This is a genomic window from Streptomyces chumphonensis (genome assembly GCF_014779715.1).
GTDB classification, from domain to species: Bacteria; Actinomycetota; Actinomycetes; order Streptomycetales; family Streptomycetaceae; genus Streptomyces; species Streptomyces chumphonensis.
Genome location: NZ_JACXYU010000002.1, coordinates 133,707 through 155,895, shown reverse-complemented (window position 1 = coordinate 155,895; position 22,189 = coordinate 133,707). Strand labels below are relative to the sequence as shown.

Below are 22,189 nucleotides of genomic sequence, written 5' to 3'. Positions count from 1 at the left end.
CGGCGATTCCTTTCTCAGGCGCGCAGGGTCGCGCCGCCGTCAACGAACAGGTTCTGCATGGTGATGTGCCGGGCGTGGTCGGAGACGAGGAACAGCACCGCGTCGGCGATGTCGGCGGGGTCGGCGATCCGGCCCAGGGGGATGCCCACGCGGTACTGCTCCGGGCTGCCCGCGACGACGCGGGCCCGGTCGTCGTCACCGGTCCACAACTGACGCTGCATCGGGGTGTCCGTCGAGCCGGGGGAGACGACGTTGCACCGGATGCCGTGGCGGGCCACCTCCAGCCCCAGGCAGCGCGTGAGCATGACGGCGGCGGCCTTGGACGCCGCGTACGCGCCCATGCCCACCCGGGGGACGCCCGCGGCGTTGGACGCCACGGTCACCAGCGAGCCGCGGCCGCGCGGCACCATCCGGCGGGTCAGTTCCCGCAGCACCACGAACGGGCCCGTGGCGTTGACGGCGAAGGTCTCCGCCCAGTCCGCGTCGGTGGTCTCCGCCAGGGGCGCGGTGCGCAGGACGCCCGCGACGGACACGCCGGTCCCGATCGGGCCGACGTCCCGCTCCGTCCGGTCGACCACCTCGGCGACCGCCGCGGTGTCCGACACGTCGGCGGTGAAGGGGACGACCGCCCCCTTCGAACGGGCCGCCAGCTCGGTCAGCCCCGCCTCGTCGACGTCGACGGCGGCCACCCGTGCGCCTTCGCGCACCAGCGCGTCCACCACGGCGGCGCCGATCCCTCGGGCCGCGCCGGTGACCAGCGCCACCGAGCCCGCGACCCCCGAATCCCGGGCCAGCATGCGCTCTCTCCTCCCGCTAAGCAAGGTAAGGCTAACCTAACCATCTGAGTCGATCTCTGGCAAGCAAGCCGAAGCGTCCGGTCCCCGGTGGGCTGACACGACCTCACCTGGCCATGGGGGCTGGGGCCGTGGGGCGTTTGCGGGACGCCGCACGGAGCGGGAGGAGGGGGGCGGGGGCGCGTCCACCCGGCGCGGCGAGGCGGACACCGGTCCGGACCGCCACCCGATGGGCCCCGAGTTCGAGGCGCGGCGCGGGGGTACCCGGCCGATGTGACCGGCCCCCGGCGCCGAGCGCCGGGGTCATGGGCGTGGAGGAGGAAGTCCCTGCTCGTGGATGCGCGGACCGCCCTCCCCGTACCGGGGGCTGCGGCCGTGGCCACGCCGGTCGGCCCATGGTCGAGCGGTCACGCTTCCCCGGCGTCGCGCCCCGCTGCGGCGCCGCCGCCGACACCGCGACGCCCACCGGCGCGGCGGCCCCGCGGCCCTGGTGCGGTGCCTCGCCGACCGGGCCGACGCCCGGCAGCCCTCGGCGGACCCGCTCCCCTGACGGTGAGGCCACCGTCGGCCCGGGGCGGACCGGTCGGGCTCGCCGGGCGTCCCGCGTTCGAGGTCAGGGCAGGGTGAGCACGCGCGGACCGTCCTCGGTGACGGCCACGGTGTGCTCGACGTGCGCGGCCCTGCTGCCGTCGACGGTGCGCAGTGTCCATCCGTCGGGGTCGGTGCGGTAGCTGTCGCGTCCTCCGGCCATGAGCATGGGCTCGATGGCGAGGGTGACGCCGTGGCGCAGGCGGAAGCCCCGACCGGCCCGTCCGTGGTTGGGGACGTGGGGCTCCTCGTGCATGCTGCGGCCGATGCCGTGACCGCCGAAGTCGGTCGGCATACCGCACCGGGCCCCACCGGCCACCGTGCTGATGGCGTGGGAGATGTCGCCGACCCGACGGCCGACGGTGGCGGCGGCGATCCCGGCGTCCAGGGCCTGCTGGGTGGTGGCGATCAGCGCGAGGTCGGCCGGGCGCGGCGTGCCGACGGTGAAGCTGATCGCCGCGTCCCCGGTCCAGCCGTCGAGCCGGGCCCCGCAGTCGAGGCTGACCAGGTCACCGTCGCGCAGTCGGTAGTCGCCGGGTATGCCGTGGGCGACCGCGTCGTTCACGGAGGCGCAGAGCACGGCGGGGAAGGGCGAGGGCGCGAAGGCGGGTCGGTAGCCCAGGAAGGGGGAGTGCGCGCGAGCCTGTGACAGGACGCCGCGGGCCGCCTCGTCCAGATCGCGCAGACGAACCCCGACGGACGCGGCGGCCCGGGCCGCCGCGAGCGCGTGCGCGACGACGCGCCCGGCTTCCCGCATGGCCTCCAGGGCCGTGTCGGTCTTGATCTCCACCATGGGTCGTGTCTCCTTGCGCCGCGATGTGCCCCAATACTTATACCGGTATTAGTATCACGGGTATGGTCAGAGTCCCTTTGAGTCCGCAGGAGCGGCGGCGCGGAGAGCGCTTCGGCGCCCTGCTCCGCACCGCCCGCGGCGACCGCAGCATGGTCGAGGTGGCGGCGGCGGCCGGCGTCTCGGCCGAGACGCTCCGCAAGATCGAGACCGGGCGTGCGCCGACCCCGGCCTTCTTCACCGTGGCGGCTCTCGCCCACGCCCTGCACCTGTCCCTGGACGACCTGGCCGCCGCCTGCGCCGACCACGTCGAAGAGGGCGACCGGGCCGCGTCGGCATGACTCCCGCGCTCGCGCCGGCGGCCCGGCGCGTCGCGGAGGCCGGCCCGCGTCGTGCACGCGCCCTGAGCAGGCCGAAGTGCGGTGTTTGTGTGGCAACTTGCCGGGTAGGCGCTGCATTTCACGCCGTCGATTGAGCGCACACGCCGAAGGAGAAACGGTCTATGCCACAGCGGGAGCCGACCATCAGGAACCCCGACAAGGGCTACGTAGCGCTGCTGGGCTGGAGTCTCAACGCGGTGGAGGCCCTGGACCGGTTCGACCGGCGCTACGTCGTCGTCGCGCCGGAGTGGGCCGAGGAGTACTGCGTCGAACACGACATCCCCTACGTGCCGTGGAACTTCGAGCGCCTCAACGACCGCTCCATGGAGATCGCCGAAACCCTGCAGAGCGAGGGGGTCGACGTCGCGATCCCGCTCTTCGAGGAAACGGTCGAATGGGCGGGGGCGATCAACTCCGTCCTGCTGGACAACCCGCGTCTGTACGGTCAGGCCATGCTGCTCCGAGACAAGGCGCTGATGAAGCGCCGCGCGCAGCTCGGCGGCATCCGGGTCGGAATCTTCGAGGAGGCCCACGACCGGGACGACGTCACCCGCTTCCTCAAGCGTGTGAACCAGACCCTGCTCAAGCTCGACGGCGACCCGAACGACCCGATCCACCTCAAGGCCTTCGACAAGGCGGGATGCCTCGGGCACCGCGTCATCCGCACCCCCGACGAGGTCGACACGATTCCGGACGAGGAGTTCCCGATCCTCATGGAGTCCCACCTCGACGGTTGGGAGTTCGCGGTCGAGGCGTGGGTGCACAACGGCAAGATCAAGTTCCTCAACATCTCCGAATACGTGACGCTGGGCTACTCGGTCTTCGTGCCGGCCACACCGGAACTGGAGCGGTACCGCCCGCAGATCACCGCCCAGATCGAGAAGCTCATCAAGACGTTCGACATCGAGTTCGGCTTCGTGCACCCGGAGTACTTCGTCACCAGTGACGGCGAGATGTACTTCGGCGAGGTCGCCTACCGGCCGCCCGGCTTCAAGGTGTTCGAGCTGCTGGAACGGGCCTACGGGTTCAACGCCTACCATGCGCTGGTGCTGGCCTTCGACCCGAAGACGACCGAGGAGGAGATCGACGCGTTCTTCCCGCGCGAGGTCGTCGACGCCTCCGGGGTCGCCGGCTGCTTCGGCGTCTACCCGCGCCGCCGCGTCGTCAGCGAGCTGGAGATCCCGGAGGAGACCGAGGACGACGACTACTACGAGTCACACGACCTCTCGACTCCGCTGGAGGAGACGGTCACCAAGAGGACCGCGTTCGGCACCCACTGGGGCCTGGTGTACTTCTTCGGTGAGGACCCGTACCGGATGCGGGACCTGCTGAAGAAGCAGGAAGAGCTCGACTTCTACGTCTGACCGACACGGCGGACGTGGGCGAACTACCCGAGGAAGACCTGTGAAACCGACCGCCGACGTCCACGGCGAGGCCACGACGCTGGACAAGCGCGTGACCTCACTCGACGACGCCATCCTGGCCATGGCCGAAACCCGCGAGTTCGGCAAGCACACCAAGCTGCGGCGGCTCCTGGAAGCACTGCGCCGGGTGCTCCTGCAGCCGGGCGGCGCGGCAGCGGTCCAGGCCAGGGCCCGGGCTCTCGAGGAGGCCGGGCTCTTCCTGGGGACGGACTGGGCGTCGCCGGAGATCCTCATCCCCTCGCTGGTCGGCGCGGGGCTGCACAGCGGCGACGCCGACACCGTCGTCATGGAGGCCGCGAGCGAGCTGCGGATGCTCGCCATCGCCCGCGGTGACTTCACCCACCCCACCTTCCCCGCCGAGGACGCCCGGCAGTTCCTCTCCCAGGTGCTGGCCAAGAACGTGGAACTGCTGTTCACCACGCCCGGTGAGGCGGAGCGCGTCCAGCGTGGCCGCACGGCACGGCTCGTCCGGGAACTGTTCCGCCATCTCGCCGAGGAGATCGGCTACGACAGCGTTCTGGACGACCTGGTCGACGAGATCTGGCGGATCCTGCGCCAGCGTCCGATCCAGGTCGAGGCGGCCCAGTCGCTGATCACCCGGATCGCGGTCTACCGCGACGACCCGGAGATCGCCCTGGGCGCCTCCTCCGGGCAGGGCATAGACCGGCTCATCACGAGTCTGTTCGGGACCACCGAGGCGTGCCGGGAGGATCCCGGTATCGACGTCTTCCGCTCCCGACTGGAGGCGATGGACACCGGCGGCCTCCAGTACGAGGCCACCGGGTTCGCCCGGGCGATGCACGACACCGGCCTGGTGTCGCCGTACCACGCCGAACTGCTCCGGTACCTCCTGCGCGAGAGCGACTACCTCCTGGCCGAGGCCCTCGGGCTGTCCGATACCGGGCGGAACTGCCTGCTGCGCTACAGCCAACTGGTGCACCGGCTGATCGAGGTGGCCATCCACCCGCAGACCGCGCAGAGTGTCTACGGGCTCGCGCTGCTGCTCGACCGGGGCATCCTGTACGAGCCGCCGGTGGTGCCCTCCCTGTGGCGCCAGCTGGCCCTCGAGCTCTCCCCGGTGGCGCGGGAGCGGCTGACGACGGTCTTCGGCGCCGAGCCCGGGCCGCAGGCACGGCTGGTCGCGGGCGTGCTCTCGATGCTGGGACAGCCGCTCGGCGTCGGCCAGGGCGACAACCCGACCTGCCAGTCGGCCCGGGCCCTGTCGATGTGGTCGTACAACGACCCGGACTACCTGCTGCAGATGGTCGTCTGGGCGGCCCGCGACGACGAGGTCCGCATGCACTTCGAGGGCCTGCCGATCTCGTCGAAGGACAGCGGGGCCGGAGTCGCGAGCACGCTCCCGATGGACCTGGACCCCGTCTCGCTCCTCGTGGTGCCCCACCTGGACCGCATCTACGCCGAGATGGGGCGGCGCTGCGCCACCCGCCCCGGGGACCCGCACCGGTGGGTCAACCCCGAGTTCCACGGCTGGTGGGCGGCCCGCGAGTTCCACATCAACGTCGACGTCGCGACCGGCAACCTGGTGGACCTCGACGAGTTCCTGCGGCAGTTCCACGCCAGCTACCACCCGTTCTACAACGGCGAGCAGCCGCTGATCCACCCCCAGCCGGCCGGCGTCGCCGTCACCGACAGCGCGGCCCGGTACGTCGGCTGGCACGCGATCTCGATCCTGCGGGTCGCGCCCGACCCGCAGGACGTCATGCGGGTGTACTTCTTCAACCCGAACAACGACAGCGGCCAGGACTGGGGCGACGGCGTCGTCGTCTCCACCGCCGGCAACGGCGAGCGGTTCGGCGAGGCGTCCCTGCCGTTCGACCAGTTCGCCTCGCGCCTCTACATCTTCCACACCGACCCGCTCGAGCGCGGCGAACCGGAGCGGGTGCCCGCCGAGGACGTCGCCCGGATCATCGGCTACATCGAGCGCAGCTGGGGCGACGACCGTCTCCCCGGAGGGACGCTCCAGGCCCACGAAGGCCCCACCGCCCCGGAGGCCTGACCCGGCGCCCCCGTCCCGCGGGCAGTGGGCCTCTCGGTATGCCCGGACGGCTCCGGGAAACGGATCGAAAGGCAGCGCCTGGTCTGTGACCACCGCACGGAGCTGTGTGACGTCCCGACCGGGCAGCCGGCGACGGCTCTCGAAGTTGCCGACGTCGCGGCAGACCCAAGACGTGCTCCGTGCTGCGAAGAAGTCGCCGCTACACGCCTACATCGTGGTAGCACTCCTCACCGGGGCACGAAGCGAGGAGCTGCGGCCCCTCACGCGGGACCACACGTGGACCTTCTCATCCCCAGGATCGGGCTGTGGCCGCCCAGCCATCGAGGCAGGGCAGGCCAATCCGAAGGGCGAGGCTCAGGCCGAGTGACGACCGAGGAGAGGGGCAGCGCAACTCGGTGGTGGAGAAACACGAGGAAGGGGCACTCCCGAGGATGCCCCTGACCTGCTGTTGCACCGTCGGGACGACAGGATTCGAACCTGCGACCCGTCGACCCCCAGTGACCGAAGGACCGTCCACCGGCGTCCACCTGGCACTCACTGGCCGCCCCGCAGCTCCGCCCACACCCGCTTGCCCCACGGCAGCGGATCGGTGCCCCACGCGGCGGCCAAGTGCTCCACGATGGCCAGCCCCCGGCCGTCCTCCGCGTCCTCGGCGGCGCCCCGACGCTGCGGCGAGACCTTCGAGAAGTCCACCACCGCGATGCGCACGGCAGCGGGGCCGGGCCGGGTCACGGTCACCCGGATGGACTCCCGGCGGGCGTGCTGCACGGTGTTGGCCACCAGCTCGGACACGATCAGCACGCCGTCTTCGGTGAGGGCGTCCAGCCCCAAGCAGGACAGGGAGATGCGCACCAGTTGGCGGGCGGCGGCGGCGCTCTCGGGCTCTCGGGGCAGGGACTCGGTGTAACCGGGGTGCCCGAAGGGTCGGACTTGCACGCGGACTGTAGGTTGCGGCATGTCGGTCTGCTCTCTCAGATCGGCCGAGCCCCGGGGCCGTTCGCGCGGTCGCCGGGGCGCTTGCCGTCCATGTAAGCGAGCAGTGGCGGAGCGTAACCAGGGATGCAACGTCCCACTTTCCAGACGCTATTCGGCCACTCCGAGGAAGTCCGCAAGCGCGGCCAGCCCCGGCGGGTGGTTCGGAAGCGACCACAGGTCCCGCACGATCGCCACGGCCAACGTGTGGTGCTGCATCCACGTCGGCGCCACCCGGCGCAGCGACTCCAGTGTCTTCACCGCCCCCGCAGCGTCCCCCACGTCGGTGTGCGCCCGAGCCACGTCCAGCAGCAGCCACGTACGCCACGACGGCGGGGTGTCCTTGCTCAGCCGCATCCCCTTGGCGAGCGCCAGCGCGTCGTGCGGGTGCCCGTACTGCACGGCCAGGCGTACCCGCTCGATGCGCACCGACGACGGGCTGAAGACGCTCACCATCCGGTTGTCGCCGCTCTCCGGCAGCTTCGAGACGCGGGCGGCTTCCGTCTCCGCCGTCTTCATCATGGCCGCCGCGCGCTCGTAGTCGCCGCTGCGGGCCGCCGACGTGGCGGCGCTCATCGTGAGGGCGCCCCGCACCTTCAGCCCGTCGGCGGTCTCGGTGCGCCCCGCGTCCGCCATGTCCCGCGCGGCGTGCAGGGCGATGCTCAGGGCGTCTTCCAGCCGCCCCTGCCGCTGGTAGGTCCACGCGGTCGAGTTGACGACCATCGGCACCAGCAGGGGGTCCGAGGACCGCCCCGCAGCCTCTATGGCCCGCTCAAGGCTGATCAGGGCCAGGTCCGTCTTCCCCATGCGCACCGAGACGTGCCCCCCGAGTTGCAGTACCTTCGCCAGCGCCCCGTACCCGGCCGCCCGGTCGTCTTCGCCACCGGATGCGGTGGCGGACCGGGCCTCGGTGATCAGGTCGGGGAGGGCCTTCATCAGGGCGTCGAACTCGGCCGCGTGGTACTGCGACCACCCGTCGGCGATCTGTTCGCGCAGGTTCTCGATCGAGAAGTCGGGGCCGGTCTGCTCCGGCTCAACTCCCCCAAGCGCGGGCATGATGGCCCGCCGCACGGCGACGAAGCGTGGGCCGTCGCTCTCGCCTGTGGCGGCGACCGCCGGAGGGTCGCCGAGCAGCGTGGTCAGCTCCACGCCGAGCCCGTTGGCGAGGGCGTGCAGCGTCGGGAGGCGGGCGGAGTGTTTCCGCTGCTGTTCGAGTTGGCGAATCACATCGACGGAGACGCCGGAGCGCTCGGCGAGTTCCTCCTGCGTCAGAGCGGCCAAGCGGCGGTAGCGCCGTAGGGTCCGTCCGAGGTGTTCGTTGGCCACGCTGCCACGGTACCCAGCAAGCGGTGCGTACAGGGGTGATGCTGACCGCTCCGGGTGCGTGCTGCTCGCGGGAACTGGCCCCCGGGCTGACCCTAGATCCGAGCCGGCGAGTCCGCGCGGTCACGTTGTCGGGCGCGCGGGGCACACTTGGCGCGTGGTCGAGATGAGCCCTGACGAGGCCCGTGCCTTCTGGAAGGCGTTGGTGGACAAGGCCACGTCCCTGATCGCCGATGCGCACGTACTCCTCGCCGCCGAGTCTTACGGTCGCGCACGGTCACTGACTGTTCTGGCTCAAGAAGAACTGGGGAAGGCGCTCTGGATCTACGCTGCCTTCGAGAGCGCCTGGAACGAAGGCAGCGCTACGCGCCGCGCACAGTGGATGCTCTTCGCAGACATGGCCGTGACCACACGAAGAAGTATCTGGAAGCGACGCTATTCGGCGACGAACTCGCCGTCTTCTGGCGCGGCTACAGCGCGATGCGCGACTACCCGCCTGACAGTGAGTCGTGGGAGGACACCTCACGAGGAAGGGGCACCCCGTAGGATGCCCCTGACCTGCTGTTGCACCGTCGGGACGACAGGATTTGAACCTGCGACCCCTTGACCCCCAGTCAAGTGCGCTACCAAGCTGCGCCACGTCCCGGTGCTCTCGCGGCCCGGGGCTTTCGGCCCCGCGCCGTTCGTGCAGGAAAACTGTACCGCACTCGTCGCGGTGCTCGCGCACCCCTTCTGACGGGCAGGTTTCGTGGTCCTGGGGTGGGATACCCGGAGCCGGTACTGACCTTGATCACGAGTGGTGGGAGTGCGGTGTGAGGCGTCCCCGGATCGTCATCGTCGGAGCCGGTTTCGCCGGGTATCAGGCGGCTCGGGAGCTGTCGCGGAAGGCGCGGGGCGCCGCCGAGGTGGTGTTGGTCAACCCGAACGACTACTTCCTCTACCTGCCCCTGCTCCCGGAGGTGGCCGCCGGCACGCTGGAGCCCCGGAGGGTGACGGTCTCGCTGGCCGGAACGCTGCCGGGGGTGCGGGTGGTGCTGGGTGAGGTTCACGGCGTGGACATGGCCGGGAGGCAGGTCACCTACGCCGACCCCGACGGCCGCACCGGAACGCTGGACTACGACCGGCTGCTGCTGACCACGGGCAGTGTGAACAAGCTGCTGCCGATCCCCGGGGTGGCCGAGCACGCGCACGGGTTCCGGGGCATGCCGGAGGCGTTGTTTCTGCGTGATCACGTCAACCGGCAGATCGCGCTCGCGGCGGAGACCGAGGACGAGGAGGAGCGGGAGGCGCGCTGCACCTTCGTCGTGGTCGGGGCCGGGTACACCGGTACCGAGGTGGCCGCGCAGGGCGTGCGCTACACCGACGTGCTGGCGCGCCAGTACGACGTGCCCCGGCCCCGCTGGATGCTGCTCGACGTGGCGCCCCGGGTCCTGCCGTCGCTGGACGAGCGGCTCTCCGCCACTGCGGACCGGGTGCTGCGGGAGCGCGGGGTGGAGGTGCGCACCGGGTCGTCGGTCAAGGAGGCCACGGCCGACGGGGTCCTGCTGGACGACGGATCGTTCGTCGGTACCCGTTCCCTGGTCTGGTGCGTGGGGGTGCGCCCCGATCCGCTGGTGGAGGAGCTGGGGCTGCCCACGGAGAAGGGGCGGCTGTGCGTTGACGAGTACCTGACGGTCCCCGGGCACCCGGAGGTGTTCGCCTGCGGTGACGCGGCGGCCGTGCCCGACCTGACGCGTCCGGGCGAGACCACGCCCATGACGGCGCAGCACGCGGTGCGGCAGGGGAAGGTCGCCGCGCACAACATCGCGGCCTCCTGCGGAGTCGGTGCGCGCCGTGAGTACAAGCACAACGACCTGGGCTTCGCCGTGGACCTCGGTGGGATGCAGGCGGCGGCCAACCCGCTCAAGGTGCCCCTGTCCGGGCCCGCCGCAGGTCTGGTCACGCGCGGTTACCACCTCGCCTCGCTGCCGGGGAACCGCGTGCGGGTCCTCACGGACTGGGTGCTCAACGCGGTGCTGCCCCGGCAGTCGGTGCAGCTCGGGCTGGTGCCGAAGGTCGCCGTGCCGCTGGACACGGCCTCCCCGGAGACGGCGCGACTTCCGCGGTGATCACCGCCCGGAGACGGTCGGCCCGTAGGGGCCGACCACCTCCCGGTGCCACCACTCACCCGTGGCGCGCCGCTCCCGGGGCGTGGTGAAGCGGTAGCGGAAGAGCCGGGCCCGGACGTGCGCGGGCGGCGTGTCGGGGAAGGGGTTGTGACGCAGCAGCCGCACGGTGTCCGGATCGTTGGCCAGCAGCCGGGTGAGCAGTTGCGGGAACCAGGGGCGGGCGTAGCCGGGGGAGAGGGCGGCGAACCACATCAGCCAGTCGAGCCGCAGGTGGTAGGGGGCGAACTGGCGGGGCAGCCGCCCGACGTCGCCGGGTTTGCCCCGGAAGCCGTACTCCCGCCAGACCGCCCCTTCGGTGAGGCGCTGGGCGTCCGTGCCCTCGATGACGACCTCGTACCGCGTCCGCGTCACGCTGCCGAAGGCGCCGTAGGTGTTCACCAGGTGGTAGGCGTTGAACGAGCGGTTCATCTCCTGGCGGTGGGAGAGCAGGTTGCGTACCGGCTGGTAGCTGAGGACCGCCACGCACGCGGTGACCGCGACGACGACCACCGCGAACCACACCGGGGTCTGGCCGTGGGCGGGGGCGGAGGAGAGGAACGCGGTGTCGACGGCGGGGACCGCGAGCAGGATCGTCAGCCAGTTCAGCCAGGCGAAGTTCCCGGACGCCACGAGCCACAGCTGCGTGACGATGATGCCCGCCGCGGCCAGGCCCGCGACGGGCTGCGGCGCGAACACGAGGACCGGAAGGAACAACTGGGCTCCGTGGTTGGCCGCCGCCTCCACGCGGTGCAGGGGCTTGGGCAGATGGTGGAAGTACCAGCTCAGCGGTCCGGGCATCGGCTGGGTCTCGTGGTGGTAGTACAGGCAGGTCAGGTCCCGCCAGCAGCGGTCGCCGCGCCACTTGATCAGCCCCGCGCCGAACTCCACCCGGAAGAGCAGCCAGCGCAGGAGCAGCAGGGTGAGCAGCGGGGGCGCGACGGTGTCGTTGCCGAGGAACGCCGCGAGGAAACCGGCCTCCAGCAGCAGCGACTCCCACCCGAACGCGTACCACGTCTGCCCCACGTTGACGATCGACAGGTAGAGCGCCCAGGGCAGCAGCCACAGCGGGACGGTCGCCCACAACGGCACGAGGTCGCCGAGCCCCGCGACCAGGGCGGCGGACAGCGCCGCGCCGCCCCAGGCCACCCGGGCGAACATCCGGTCCGAGTAGTGCCACTGGAACAGGCCGGGGGCGGCACGGAAGGGCACGCGCGCGAGGTGGGCGGGGACGGGCGTCATGCCGTGCGCCCCGATCAGCGCGCGGAACTGCCTCGCCGCCGAGACGAACGCGACCAGGTACACCAGCGCCAACCCGCGCTGGAAGACGCTCCGTGCCAGCCAGTACTCGGGCGCCGCGAACCACTCCATAGCGGACATGAGTACCACCCGGCGGGTCGGACGCGGGCGCGCGGGACGTGTTCCGCACCCGCGCGGGGACGTCGGACCGCGGGCTCTGCGGTCAGCGTTCCAGCACCAGCGCCTGGCCCTGCCCCACCCCGATGCACAGGGCCGCCAGGCCGGTGCCCGAGCCCGCTTCGGCGAGCTGGTGGGCGACCGCCCCGGCGATGCGCGCGCCGGAGGCGCCGAGCGGGTGCCCGACGGCGATGGCGCCGCCGCGCGGGTTGACCTTCGCCGGGTCCAGCTCCGGCCACTCGGCCAGGCAGCCGAGGGCCTGGGCCGCGAACGCCTCGTTGAGCTCCACGGTGTGCAGGTCCTCAAAGCCCCGCCCCGCCTTGTGCAGCGCCCGGCGGACGGCTTCGACGGGGCCCAGCCCGAACAGCTGCGGCTCGATGCCGGTGACGGCGGAGGCGCGCACGCGGGCGAGCGGTTCCCGTCCGACGGCGCGCAGACCGGCCTCGTCGGTGAGCAGCAGGGCGGCCGCGCCGTCGTTGAGCGGCGAGGAGTTGCCGGCCGTCACGGTGCCGCCCTCCGCGCGGAAGACGGGCCGGAGCCCGGCCAGCGCCTCGACGGAGGTGGCGTCGCGGACGGTTTCGTCCCGCCGGAGGTCGACCCCCTCGTACGGCACGACCTCGGCGTCGTAGGAGCCGTCCTTCCAGGCCCGCGCGGCCTTCTCGTGGCTGGCCAGGGCGAAGGCGTCCTGCTGGGCCCGGGTGATGCCGTGCCGTTCGGCGACGAGTTCGGCGCCCTCGCCCAGGGAGACGGTCCACTCGGCCGGCATCCGCGGGTTGACCATGCGCCAGCCGAGTGTGGTCGAGAACATCTCCGGGGCCCCCGCGGGGAAGGCACGTTCGGGTTTGGGCATCACCCAGGGAGCACGGCTCATCGACTCCACCCCGCCGGCCAGGATCACCGACGCGTCGCCCGTCGCGACCGCGCGCGCCGCCTGCACCACGGCCTCCAGCCCGGAACCGCAGAGCCGGTTGACCGTGGTGCCGGGGACGGACACGGGCAGCCTGGCCAGCAGGACGGCCATGCGGGCGACGTCGCGGTTCTCCTCGCCCGCGCCGTTGGCGTTGCCGAGGACGACGTCGTCGATCCGCTCCGGGTCCAGGGCGGGGGAGCGGTCCACCAGGGCGCGGACGACGTGCGCGGCCAGGTCGTCGGGGCGCACGCCGGCGAGCGCGCCCCCGTACTTGCCCACCGGGGTGCGCACGGCGTCGACGATGTACACATCACGCAGGCGATCGTTGGTCATGCCGGCGATCGTGTCAGGGGTCCGCACGGCTTGGCCAGTGCCGGCGCACAGCGTTGCCGGTGCGAGGTGACACTCCGGCGGGATACGCCCGATGCGTGCCCGGCGGTCGTAGCGTGTCCGCATGCGTGTCCTGGTCACCGGCGGAGCCGGGTTCATCGGCTCCCACATCGTCGCGGCGCTGCGCGCCGAGGGTCATGAGGCGGTCGTCTTCGACGTCGCCGCACCGAAGGACGGGGAGGAGGGGAGCGAGATCCGGGGCGACGTACGGGACGCCGACGCCGTCGCCCGGGCCCTCACCGGCGTGGACGCCGTCAGTCACCAGGCGGCGATGGTGGGGCTCGGCAAGGGCTTCGCGGACGCCGCCGCGTACGTGGGTGTCAACGACCTCGGTACGGCCGTGCTGCTGGAGCAGATGGCACGGGCGGGCGTGGGTCGGCTGGTGCTCGCGGGCTCCATGGTGGTGTACGGGGAGGGCCGCTACGTCTGCCCGGACCACGGCCTGGTCCGGCCGGGCCCCCGGTCGGCGGCGGCGCTGGCCTCGGGCCTGTTCGAACCGCCGTGCCCGGAGTGCGGGGCCGAGCTGCGGCCGGGGCTCGTCGAGGAGGACGCGCCGGTCGACCCGCGCAACGTGTACGCGAGCACCAAACTCGCGCAGGAGCACCTCGTGGCCGCCTGGGCGCGGGCGACCGGCGGCCGGGCCGTCAGCCTGCGCTACCACAACGTCTACGGCGCGGGAATGCCGAGGGACACGCCGTACGCGGGTGTCGCGTCCTTCTTCCGCTCGGCCCTGGAACGGGGTCGGGCCCCGCAGGTCTTCGAGGACGGCGGCCAGCGCCGGGACTTCGTCGAGGTGACCGACGTGGCGGCGGCCAACGTCACGGCCCTGGAAGCGGTGGGGGAGCGGCCCGAGGGCGAGCTGCGGGCCTACAACACCGGCAGCGGTGAGCCGCACACGGTGGGCGAGATGGCCCGGGCCCTGGCCGTCGCGTTCGGCGGGCCCGCGCCCCAGGTCACCGGTGAGTACCGGCTGGGCGACGTCCGGCACATCACGGCGTCCTCGCGACGCCTGCGGGAGGAGCTCGGTTGGCGGCCCCGGACGCCCTTCAGCAGGGGCATGGAGCGCTTCGCCCGCGCGCCGCTGGGCGCCGCGGGGTGATGACGGCCCGGGTACGCGTTCGGCGCCGGCAGAACATCCCACCCGACCCGGGCGGGAGGGAAACATCCGCGTTTCGCGCGGTGATGCAGTCCGATTCAGTGCCTTTGTCCTCTTAGGGTGAGGCGGATGAACACCACCCCAACGCAGCGAGGAAGTCTGGTGCTGCCGTGTCTGGACGAAGCGGCGGCCCTGCCGTGGGTCCTGGGACGGGTGCCGCAGGGCTGGACGGCGATCGTCGTGGACAACGGTTCCACCGACGGGTCCGCGCAGATCGCCCGGGAGCTGGGGGCCCGCGTGGTGCGCGAGCCGCAACGCGGTTTCGGCGCCGCCTGTGACGCGGGTCTGCGCGAGGCCGAGACGGACATCGTCGCGTTCTGCGACTGCGACGGCTCGCTCGACCCGGCGGCGGTCGAAGCCGTCGCCGGGCCGGTGCGCGCGGGCGAGGCGGACCTGGTGCTGGCCCGCCGGGAGCCCACCGCGCGGGGCGCCTGGCCCCTGCACGCGCGGATGGGCAACCGCGCGTTGGCCCGCATGGTCCGGCGCCGGACCGGTGTGGCACTGCACGACCTCGGCCCCCTGCGGGCCGCCCGCCGGGAGGGACTGCTGCGGCTGGGCATCAGCGACCGGCGCAGCGGCTACCCCCTGGAGATGGTGATGCGCGCCGTCCGGGCCGGCTGGCGTATCCAGGAGACGTCGGTGGCCTACCAGCCCCGCACGGGCCGTTCCAAGGTCACCGGAACCTGGCTGGGGACCGCCCGTGCGGTGCGCGACATGCGGGCGGTGCTGCGATGACGACCGTGCCCGCGCAGTCCCATCCGTCCGGCCCCACCGTGCTCGTGATCGCCAAGGAACCGGTCCCCGGGCGGGTCAAGACCCGCCTCACCCCGCCCTTCACGCCCCAGGAGGCGGCCGACCTCGCCGCGGCGGCGCTCGCCGACACGCTCGACGTCGTCGCGGCCCTGCCGGTGCCCCGCCGGGTGCTGGTCCTCGACGGACGGCCCGGCGCCTGGCTCCCCGACGGGTTCGCCGTCCGGCCGCAGGCGTCCGGCACGCTCGACGAGCGGATCGCGGCCGCCTTCGCCGACTGCGACGGCCCCGCCCTGCTGCTCGGGATGGACACCCCGCAGGTGACGCCCCTTCACCTCGCGCCCGTCCTCGCGGCGGACGCCTGGGCGTCGCACGACGCCTGGTTCGGTGGCGCCACCGACGGCGGCTTCTGGTGCCTGGCGCTGGAACGGCCTGACCCGGACCTCGTCCGCGGCGTGCCGATGTCGACCCCGAACACCGGCGCGGAGCAGCGCGCCCGGCTCGTCGCGGCGGGTCTGCGCGTCGGGGACCTCCCCGTGCTGCGCGACGTGGACGTGGCCGAGGACGCCGCCGCCGTCGCGGCCCGGTCGGCGGCCCTCGGCGGGCGCCGGTTCTCCGCGACGCACGCCGCGGTGCACCGGGCGGAGGTGCGATGACGACGACGGTCCCGCTGACCGGGGAACAACACCTCCCCTGGCACGCCGATCCCTACGCCCGGGCCCTGGAGTCGGGCCGCGGGCCGCTGTTCCTGCGCCGGGCGGACGGCTGGCTCCTGCCGCTGGAGGTGGAACGGTGGTGTGCCGGCGCGGACGAGGCGGACCTCTCCGTGCTGCGGCGGTGCACCGACACCGTCATCGACCTCGGCTGCGGCCCGGGCCGCCTGGTCGCCGCGCTCGCCCGACTCGGCCGGACCGCCCTCGGGGTCGACTCCGCGCCCGCCGCCGTGCACCGGGCGCGGGCTCTGGGCGGAGCGGCCGTGTGCCGCTCCGTCTTCGACGCGCTGCCGGACGAGGGACGCTGGGGCAGCGCGCTGCTGATGGACGGGAACATCGGGATCGGCGGAGACGTCGCCGCACTGCTCGACCGGGTCGGCGCGCTGCTCGGCCCGAGCGGGGTGCTGCTCGCCGAGGCGGCCGGCTGCGAGGTCGACGAGCAGGTCGAGGTCCGGTTGCAGGACGCCGACGGCGTCTTCGGGCCCCCCTTCCGATGGGCGCGCCTCGGGGCGGCCGCCCTGCGCCGCCGCGCCCGAGCGGCGGGCTGGCACGTCCTCGAGGAGTGGACGTGCGGCGACCGGCGGTTCCTGAGCCTGTGTCCGGTCCGCGACGGAACGTCGGCCGCCGGCCCTCGCGGTGCGGTGGTCCGGCTCAGGAGGTAGCTCACCAACCCGTCAGCAGCAGATGGTTGACGGACAGCGCCACCGCTGCCTGGGCCGCCAGCCACCACCGGTGGTGGCGCCCGGGCAGCAGGGCCGCTCCCGGCAGCAGCCACAGGGCGAACGGCAGCCAGATGCGTTCCGTCTCCGCCTTGCTCATACCCGACAGGTCGGCGATGAGCATGGCGAGCGCCGCTCCGAGGACGAGCACGACCAGCGGCGAGGGGGCGCGCAGCCGGGACACGGCCCGCCGCAGACCGGCGGCGCCGGCGAGGCCGACCGAGACGACCTGGGCCGCCAGGTTCCCCCACACGTAGTACCAGTAGGGCCGGATGCCCGCCGCTCCGGCGTAGTAGCGCACCCGCAGGGTCAGGTACCCCTCCAGCCACCAGAACCCGGCCAGGGTGAACACCCCCACCCACGGTGCCGCGCCCAGCAGTACCCACGGCAGCGGCCGCACCGAGCGCGCGGCGAGCAGCACGGCCAGCCCGATGACGGCCATCAGTGTCAGCCCGTACGAGAGGTACAGGGTCCAGCCGAACAGCACACCGGAACCCAGCCCCGCGAGCCACGGCCGCCGGACGTCACCGGTCGCCGCGAGCGCCAGCAGCGCCACGGCCCACGCGCTGACCCCGGTGAAGTAGCCGTCGGCGGAGGTGCCCATCCACACGGCCGCCGGTGCCAGGACGAGGAACGGCGCCGCCCGCCGTGCCGTCTCCAGCCCGGCCAGGGCGCGCACGGCCACCACGGCCGCGGCCGCCGCCGAGGCGGCGGCGACGATGCAGAAGGCGCCGGCCCAGCCGCCGCCGGACAACCCGATCCGGTCGAGCCCGACGAAGGTGAGGAGCGCGCCGGGCGGATGCCCGGCCACGTGTGCCGGCCAGTTGTCGGGCGACTCGTACAGGATGCGGCCGGTGAACCCGCGCAGCATGGCGCCGACGTCCTCGACCCCGTCGACCGACTGCAGGTACTCGTACTTGGTGGTCAACCGCCCGGCGATACCGCGTTCCCGGCCGTCGACGAGCGCCAGCGACCAGATCCACGCGAGCGAACCCGCGAACGCCGCCCAGGCCAGCGCCGGACCGCCCAGCCGCGCCGCTGTCCGGGGCCCGTAGGCGATGACGAGGACGGCGACCGCCAGCGCGGCCGGTGTGCCCGGCCCCACGTGCGGTTCCGCGTAGGCGTACAGCGGCGGCCAGCGCAGCCGCAGCGTCTCCGTCCGGTCCTGGACGTGGTGGCCGACCAACGCCGCGACGGCGAACAGCAGCACGGCCGCCCCGGCCGCGTACAGGTCCTTGCGAGGTGAGGGGCTCGGTTCCACGTGCTCACCGTAGGACGGAGTGCCGTGGTGACCCGGATGGCTCGCCCGTCGTCACCGGTCGGGCGAGCCGAGCCGTCCGGCCACGACGGGTCTCCTGACGGCTTCCGGCCGCTCAGCCGCCGCCCCCTGAGCGCAGGAGCGCGGTGATGGCCTCCGAGGCCCGTTCGGCGGCCGTCTGCGGGTCCGCGCCGTTCAGGACCTCCGTCTGGTACTTCTTGATCGGGTTGTCCGCCTCCAGGTCCGCCCAGGACGGGGAGTTGGGCGTCGCCCGCCCGGCCTCGGCGCCCTCGGCCATGGCCTTCGCCCCCGGGTCGCCGTCCAGGGCGTCCATCAGCGTCGTCTTGCTGGGGACGTAGCTCATCGTGCTGGCGATCTCCCGCTGCCACGCGTCGCTGGTGAGGGTCTCCAGGAACGCGTACCCCCCTTCCGGGTCGCGGGCGTTTTCGGGAAGGATCAGCACCGAACCGCCGGTGAAGACGGCGCCGGGCGTTCCGGCCTCGGGCCCGGGCACCGGGAAGTAGCCCAGTTCGCCCTCCAGGTCGGGGTTCAGCTCGGTGATGAGACGGCTGTGCCCCGGCGGGGCGATGAGCTGGGCGATCTCGTTCTCGGCGAACACCTCGCTGTGATCGGGCTCGGCCTCGTCGCCGTCGGCGGGCGCGTCACCGAGCGCGTGCAGCTCCTCGTAGAACTCCATGCCCCGCACGGCCTCCGGCGTGTCCAGAGCGCCCTCCCACCGGCCACTGAGCTCCACGGCGAGATCGCCGCCCTCGTCCCAGATGAAGCCGGCCAGCACGTACCAGTTCTGCCCGGGGAGGTAGAGCCCCTGCTGGCCGATCTCGGGCTGGTTCAGCCGCTCGGTGATCTCCAGCCACTCCTCGCGGTCGGCCGGCGGCTCGGTGATCCCGGCCGCTTCGAAGAGATCCTTGCGGTAGACGACGACGCGGTTGGCGCCGTAGTAGGGGATGCCGTACTGGTAGCCGTTGATCTTCCCGGGCTCCTCCAGACCGGCGATCCAGTCGTCGCCGCCCAGATCGGGCACCTTCAGGGTGAGGTTGGAGACGCCGCCGTCCGCGACGTACCCGGCCACCTGGGTGTTGCCCACCTCGATGAGGTCGGGGGCGTCCTCGGAGGCCAGCGCGCGGGAGACCTTCTCGGTGATGTCGGTCCACTCCTGCACCGTGACCTCGACGTCGCGGCCCGGGTGGTTCTTCTCGAAGTCCGCCACGATGCGCTCGGTCAGGTCGTCGTTGAGGCTGTTGCGCATCAGCCACACGCGCAGCGGCTCCTCGGAGTCCGCGGTCCCCGAGGAACCCCCGCAGGCGGCCACCGTGCAGACCAGCAGCGCGGCGCCCGCGCCGCGGGCCAGACGTCCCCATGTGCCTTCGGGCATACCACACCCCTTGCTCCCCGTGCCGGGGCGATGCGTGAACAGTTCTCCGTGGGGGGAGGCAGACGCAAGGATTGGCATAGACCAAGGTGCAGGTCAAGCTGACGGGACGAAATGCTGAACGTCCGGTGTCCGGTCGACCCGCTCAGGGCACCTCGCCCGGGGGCGGCTGGGTGCTGACGATGCCTTCCACGACGCCCAGGGCCACCAGGTCCTGCGGCCGGACGCGCAGCTCGTCCGCCGTCCTGGGCACCTCCGCCGGGGACCGTTTGAGGATGGCCGCCGCCCACTCGGGCCCGATCACCGAGAAGTAGCTGTCCGGCGTGACCCAGGTCCGGCCGGGTGCCGCCAGCGCCAGAGCGCCGCCCGAGCCGCCCTGACCGATGACCAGCGTCGTCACCGGCACGGGGGACTCGGCCACGGCGGCGAAGCACTCGGCGATCGCCGGCCCCGCCCCCGCCCGCTCGGCCGCCGCGTCGTTGGCGGCACCCGGCGTGTCCACCAGTGTCAGCACCGGCGTCCCCAGGCGTCCCGCGAGCCGGATGAGCCGGGCCACCGTCCGGAAGCCCGCCGGACGCGTGGGCGTGCCCAACTGGGCCGCGTACGCCACCGTCCGTCCGGAGCGCTCCCCGAACCCGCAGCGCACGCCCGCGTCCACCCCGCCGCACCGGTCCCCGCTCAGCTCCTCGCGCACGCCGAAGTGGGCGTCGAGATACGCGTCCGCCCGGGGACGACGGGCGGCGCGCGCCCCGCGCACCGCGGCCCAGCCGCTGGCCGGGAGACGCGCGTCACCGAGCGCCGCCGGGGGCCGGGCGGGCCCCGCCGCCGGCCGGGTCAACAGACCCAGCCAGCGGCCCACGGCCGTCCGCAGGTCCCCCGGTGCCACGATGCCGTCCACGTGCCCGGTGGCACGCTGCCCCTCCGCGCTGTACGCCGCGGGGTCCGCGTCGGCGGGACGTACGCGGGATCCGGCGAACCCCACCTGTGCGCCGGGAAGGGCCAGGACGACGTCGGCGCCCGCGCCCAGCGTCGCCCAGCCTCCGCCCGTCGCCGGATCCCGGACGACCGCCACCTGGGCCAGCCCGTCCGCGCGGGTCAGCGCCGACTGCCGTGCCACGCGGTGGAGCTGGCTCAGGGCGCGCATGCCCTCCTGCATCCGGCTGCCGCCGGTGGCGATGAGGGAGACGACGGGCAATCCCAGGGCGCGTGCCCGGACGTGAGCGTGTTCCAGGAGGTCACCGGTCCGCTGGCCGAGCGAACCCCCCAGAAACCCGAAGTCGAAGGAGATCAGCACCGCCTGGACCCCGCCCACGCGGCCGGTCCCGCAGACGACCGCCTCCTGCTCCCCGGTCCGGTCCCGGGCGCGAGCCAGCGCCTGGCCGTAGCCGGCCCAGCCCAGCGGACCGTCGTCCCGGGGAGCCGCCGGTCCGGACCGTGCGCCGGACACGTCCCCGGAGCCACCCGGCGGGACGTCGAACGCGCGGAAGTCGTCCGTGACCAGGGCGAGTGCGGCCCGCGCGGACGCGGAACCCTCCCGGCGGCTCACCCGAGCTCCCGCTTCATGACCTTCCCCATGTCGTTGCGCGGCAGCTCCGCGACGAAGCGGACCACGCGAGGCCGCTTGTGGGGTGACAGCTGCGCGGAGACCTCCTCGGCGAGGCGGTCCGCGTCGGGCGGGGCGGCCCCGTCCACCGGGACGATCCAGGCGACGACACGCTCCCCGAGGTCGGGGTCGGGTTCGCCCGTCACCGCCGCTTCGCGGACGCCCGCACACTCGAGCAGGACGTTCTCGATCTCCCCGGCGCCGATCTTGTAGCCGCCGCTCTTGATGACGTCCGTCGAACTACGGCCGACGATGCGGTAGTAGCCCTCAGCGTCACGCGTCGCCATGTCGCCGGTGCGGAACCAGCCGCCGTCGAAGGCCTCCGCCGTCGCGTCCGGGCGGTTCAGGTACTCCGTGAAGAGGCTGGGGCCGCGCACCTGCAGCTCCCCGACGGTCTCTCCGTCACCGCCCTCGATCCGCTCGCCCCGCTCGTCCACGAGCCGTACGTCCACCCCGGGCAGCGGCACGCCGACCGTGCCGGGCCGGGACGGTCCGTCCACGCGGGTGCTCGTGTTCATGAGCGTCTCCGTCATGCCGTAGCGCTCGATCACCCGCGCTCCGGCGGCGGCCCGGATCCGCTCGTGGTCGCGCGGCGGGAGCGCGGCCGAACCGGAGACCAGCAGCCGTGCGCCCCGCAGCGCCGAGGCCACCACGGCGTCCTCCCCGGCCGCCTCGGCGAGCCGGTGGTACATCGTGGGAACCCCGAACACCATGGTGCCGCCCTGCTCGGTCAGGGCCCGTGTGACCCCCTCGACGGAGAACCGGCCCAGGTGGCGGACGGTCCCGCCCCGGCGCAGCGGCCCGAGCGCACCGAGGACCAGGCCGTGCACGTGGAACAGCGGCAGGGCGTGCACCAGGACGTCCTCGTCCGTCCACCGCCAGACCTCGGCGACGTCGTCCAGCGTGGCCGCGATCGCGCGGCGGGACAGCACCACGCCCTTGGGAGCACCGGTGGTCCCCGAGGTGTAGACGATGAGCGCGGCGCGGTCGTCCCGGCCGGGCTCCAGGGCGGCGGGCACCGGGGCGCCGCCCTCGGGCCGCTCGGTGACGACCGTCAGCCGCTCCTGGCCCGCCGCCACCTCCGGCAGCTCGTCCCCCGGCCCGGTGAGGAGGAGGTCCGGGGCGCAGTCCGCCAGGACGTGGGCCAGCTCGCGCTCGCCGCTGCGCGGATTCAGCGGCACCACGGGAACGCCCGCGAGTACGGCCGCCACCACGCCGACCACCGTGGTGGGTGTCGGCGTCGCCCACACGGCCACCCGGTCGCGTCCGGCCAGCTCCGCGGCGAGCGAGCCCGCGGCCTCGCGCAGCCTCGGGTAGCCGATGACCTCGTCGCCGAAGCACAGGGCCGGTGCGGCCGATTCCTTGCCGAGCGCGGGAAACAGGGCAGACACGCGGGCTCCTTCGCTGGGTGATCTCCTGGATCACGATCTCATCAGCGACGGCCGTCGTGCG

Annotated in this window: 19 protein-coding genes and 1 tRNA gene; 9 read left to right on the top strand and 11 right to left on the bottom strand. The window is 73.1% G+C overall.

Annotated elements, in window-relative coordinates:
- Positions 1–14: 14 nt before the first annotated feature.
- A complete protein-coding gene (locus IF129_RS05970; protein WP_191208418.1) occupies positions 15–797 on the bottom strand; it encodes a 2,3-dihydro-2,3-dihydroxybenzoate dehydrogenase in 783 nt (260 codons plus the stop codon).
- Between the two features lie 610 nt (positions 798–1,407).
- Positions 1,408–2,175, bottom strand: coding sequence for a type I methionyl aminopeptidase (gene map / locus IF129_RS05965; protein WP_191208417.1), 768 nt, complete (start codon positions 2,173–2,175; stop codon positions 1,408–1,410).
- A 62-nt stretch (positions 2,176–2,237) separates the two neighbouring features.
- On the opposite strand from map, the gene IF129_RS05960 reads away from it, so the two are divergent.
- From IF129_RS05960 to IF129_RS05950, 3 genes are all read left to right on the top strand, one after another.
- Positions 2,238–2,513: a helix-turn-helix domain-containing protein gene (locus IF129_RS05960; RefSeq protein WP_191208416.1), complete on the top strand. Its 276-nt coding sequence runs from the start codon at positions 2,238–2,240 to the stop codon at positions 2,511–2,513.
- A gap of 161 nt (positions 2,514–2,674) precedes the next feature.
- Positions 2,675–3,916 (top strand): ATP-grasp domain-containing protein, encoded by a 1,242-nt coding sequence (locus IF129_RS05955; RefSeq protein ID WP_191208415.1) that lies wholly within the window; start codon positions 2,675–2,677, stop codon positions 3,914–3,916.
- 40 nt (positions 3,917–3,956) lie between these two features.
- A complete protein-coding gene (locus IF129_RS05950; protein ID WP_191208414.1) occupies positions 3,957–5,993 on the top strand; it encodes a hypothetical protein in 2,037 nt (678 codons plus the stop codon).
- Positions 5,994–6,527: 534 nt separating this feature from the next.
- Here the strand turns inward: IF129_RS05950 and IF129_RS05945 are convergent.
- Entirely contained in the window at positions 6,528–6,929 is a 402-nt protein-coding gene (locus IF129_RS05945) for an ATP-binding protein (protein WP_381480562.1), read from the bottom strand.
- Positions 6,930–7,076: 147 nt separating this feature from the next.
- Positions 7,077–8,291: a helix-turn-helix domain-containing protein gene (locus IF129_RS05940; protein ID WP_191208412.1), complete on the bottom strand. Its 1,215-nt coding sequence runs from the start codon at positions 8,289–8,291 to the stop codon at positions 7,077–7,079.
- 163 nt (positions 8,292–8,454) lie between these two features.
- Between IF129_RS05940 and IF129_RS05935 the strand changes: the two genes are divergently transcribed.
- Complete coding sequence (locus IF129_RS05935) at positions 8,455–8,895, top strand: AbiV family abortive infection protein (RefSeq protein WP_224754527.1); 441 nt, start codon at positions 8,455–8,457, stop codon at positions 8,893–8,895.
- On the opposite strand, the gene IF129_RS05930 is transcribed toward IF129_RS05935, so the two are convergent.
- Positions 8,861–8,934, bottom strand: a tRNA-Pro gene (locus IF129_RS05930). The genes IF129_RS05935 and IF129_RS05930 overlap by 35 nt on opposite strands.
- Before the next feature lie 166 nt (positions 8,935–9,100).
- On the opposite strand from IF129_RS05930, the gene IF129_RS05925 reads away from it, so the two are divergent.
- Positions 9,101–10,396 carry an NAD(P)/FAD-dependent oxidoreductase gene (locus tag IF129_RS05925; protein WP_191208411.1) on the top strand — a complete coding sequence of 432 codons (1,296 nt, stop codon included), beginning with the start codon at positions 9,101–9,103 and terminating at the stop codon, positions 10,394–10,396.
- Here the strand turns inward: IF129_RS05925 and IF129_RS05920 are convergent, their stop codons facing one another.
- Complete coding sequence (locus tag IF129_RS05920; RefSeq protein WP_191208729.1) at positions 10,397–11,803, bottom strand: lipase maturation factor family protein; 1,407 nt, start codon at positions 11,801–11,803, stop codon at positions 10,397–10,399.
- 91 nt (positions 11,804–11,894) lie between these two features.
- Positions 11,895–13,091 (bottom strand): thiolase family protein, encoded by a 1,197-nt coding sequence (locus IF129_RS05915; RefSeq protein WP_191208410.1) that lies wholly within the window; start codon positions 13,089–13,091, stop codon positions 11,895–11,897.
- 121 nt (positions 13,092–13,212) lie between these two features.
- Here IF129_RS05915 and IF129_RS05910 point away from each other — a divergent pair, with 121 nt between their 5' ends.
- From IF129_RS05910 to IF129_RS05895, 4 genes are all read left to right on the top strand, one after another.
- Positions 13,213–14,247 carry an NAD-dependent epimerase/dehydratase family protein gene (locus IF129_RS05910; RefSeq protein ID WP_191208409.1) on the top strand — a complete coding sequence of 345 codons (1,035 nt, stop codon included), beginning with the start codon at positions 13,213–13,215 and terminating at the stop codon, positions 14,245–14,247.
- 126 nt (positions 14,248–14,373) lie between these two features.
- Positions 14,374–15,039, top strand: a complete 666-nt coding sequence (locus IF129_RS05905) for a glycosyltransferase family 2 protein (RefSeq protein WP_191208408.1) — start codon at positions 14,374–14,376, stop codon at positions 15,037–15,039.
- Positions 15,036–15,710, top strand: coding sequence for a TIGR04282 family arsenosugar biosynthesis glycosyltransferase (locus IF129_RS05900; protein ID WP_191208407.1), 675 nt, complete (start codon positions 15,036–15,038; stop codon positions 15,708–15,710). The genes IF129_RS05905 and IF129_RS05900 overlap by 4 nt, the downstream gene beginning before the upstream one ends.
- Positions 15,707–16,429 carry a class I SAM-dependent methyltransferase gene (locus tag IF129_RS05895; RefSeq protein WP_191208406.1) on the top strand — a complete coding sequence of 241 codons (723 nt, stop codon included), beginning with the start codon at positions 15,707–15,709 and terminating at the stop codon, positions 16,427–16,429. Before IF129_RS05900 ends, IF129_RS05895 begins: the two co-directional genes overlap by 4 nt.
- 1 nt (position 16,430) lies before the next feature.
- Here the strand turns inward: IF129_RS05895 and IF129_RS05890 are convergent, their stop codons facing one another.
- The 4 genes from IF129_RS05890 to IF129_RS05875 all read right to left on the bottom strand — a co-directional run bounded on the left by IF129_RS05890 (position 16,431) and on the right by IF129_RS05875 (position 22,128).
- Positions 16,431–17,747 carry a hypothetical protein gene (locus IF129_RS05890; protein ID WP_191208405.1) on the bottom strand — a complete coding sequence of 439 codons (1,317 nt, stop codon included), beginning with the start codon at positions 17,745–17,747 and terminating at the stop codon, positions 16,431–16,433.
- 112 nt (positions 17,748–17,859) lie between these two features.
- The gene (locus tag IF129_RS05885; protein ID WP_191208404.1) at positions 17,860–19,137 is read right to left on the bottom strand and encodes an extracellular solute-binding protein; all 1,278 of its coding nucleotides are present in this window, start codon (positions 19,135–19,137) and stop codon (positions 17,860–17,862) included.
- Between the two features lie 142 nt (positions 19,138–19,279).
- Positions 19,280–20,680 (bottom strand): carboxyl transferase domain-containing protein, encoded by a 1,401-nt coding sequence (locus IF129_RS05880; RefSeq protein WP_191208403.1) that lies wholly within the window; start codon positions 20,678–20,680, stop codon positions 19,280–19,282.
- Positions 20,677–22,128 (bottom strand): acyl-CoA synthetase, encoded by a 1,452-nt coding sequence (locus IF129_RS05875; protein ID WP_191208402.1) that lies wholly within the window; start codon positions 22,126–22,128, stop codon positions 20,677–20,679. Before IF129_RS05875 ends, IF129_RS05880 begins: the two co-directional genes overlap by 4 nt.
- Between the last annotated feature and the right edge of the window lie 61 nt (positions 22,129–22,189).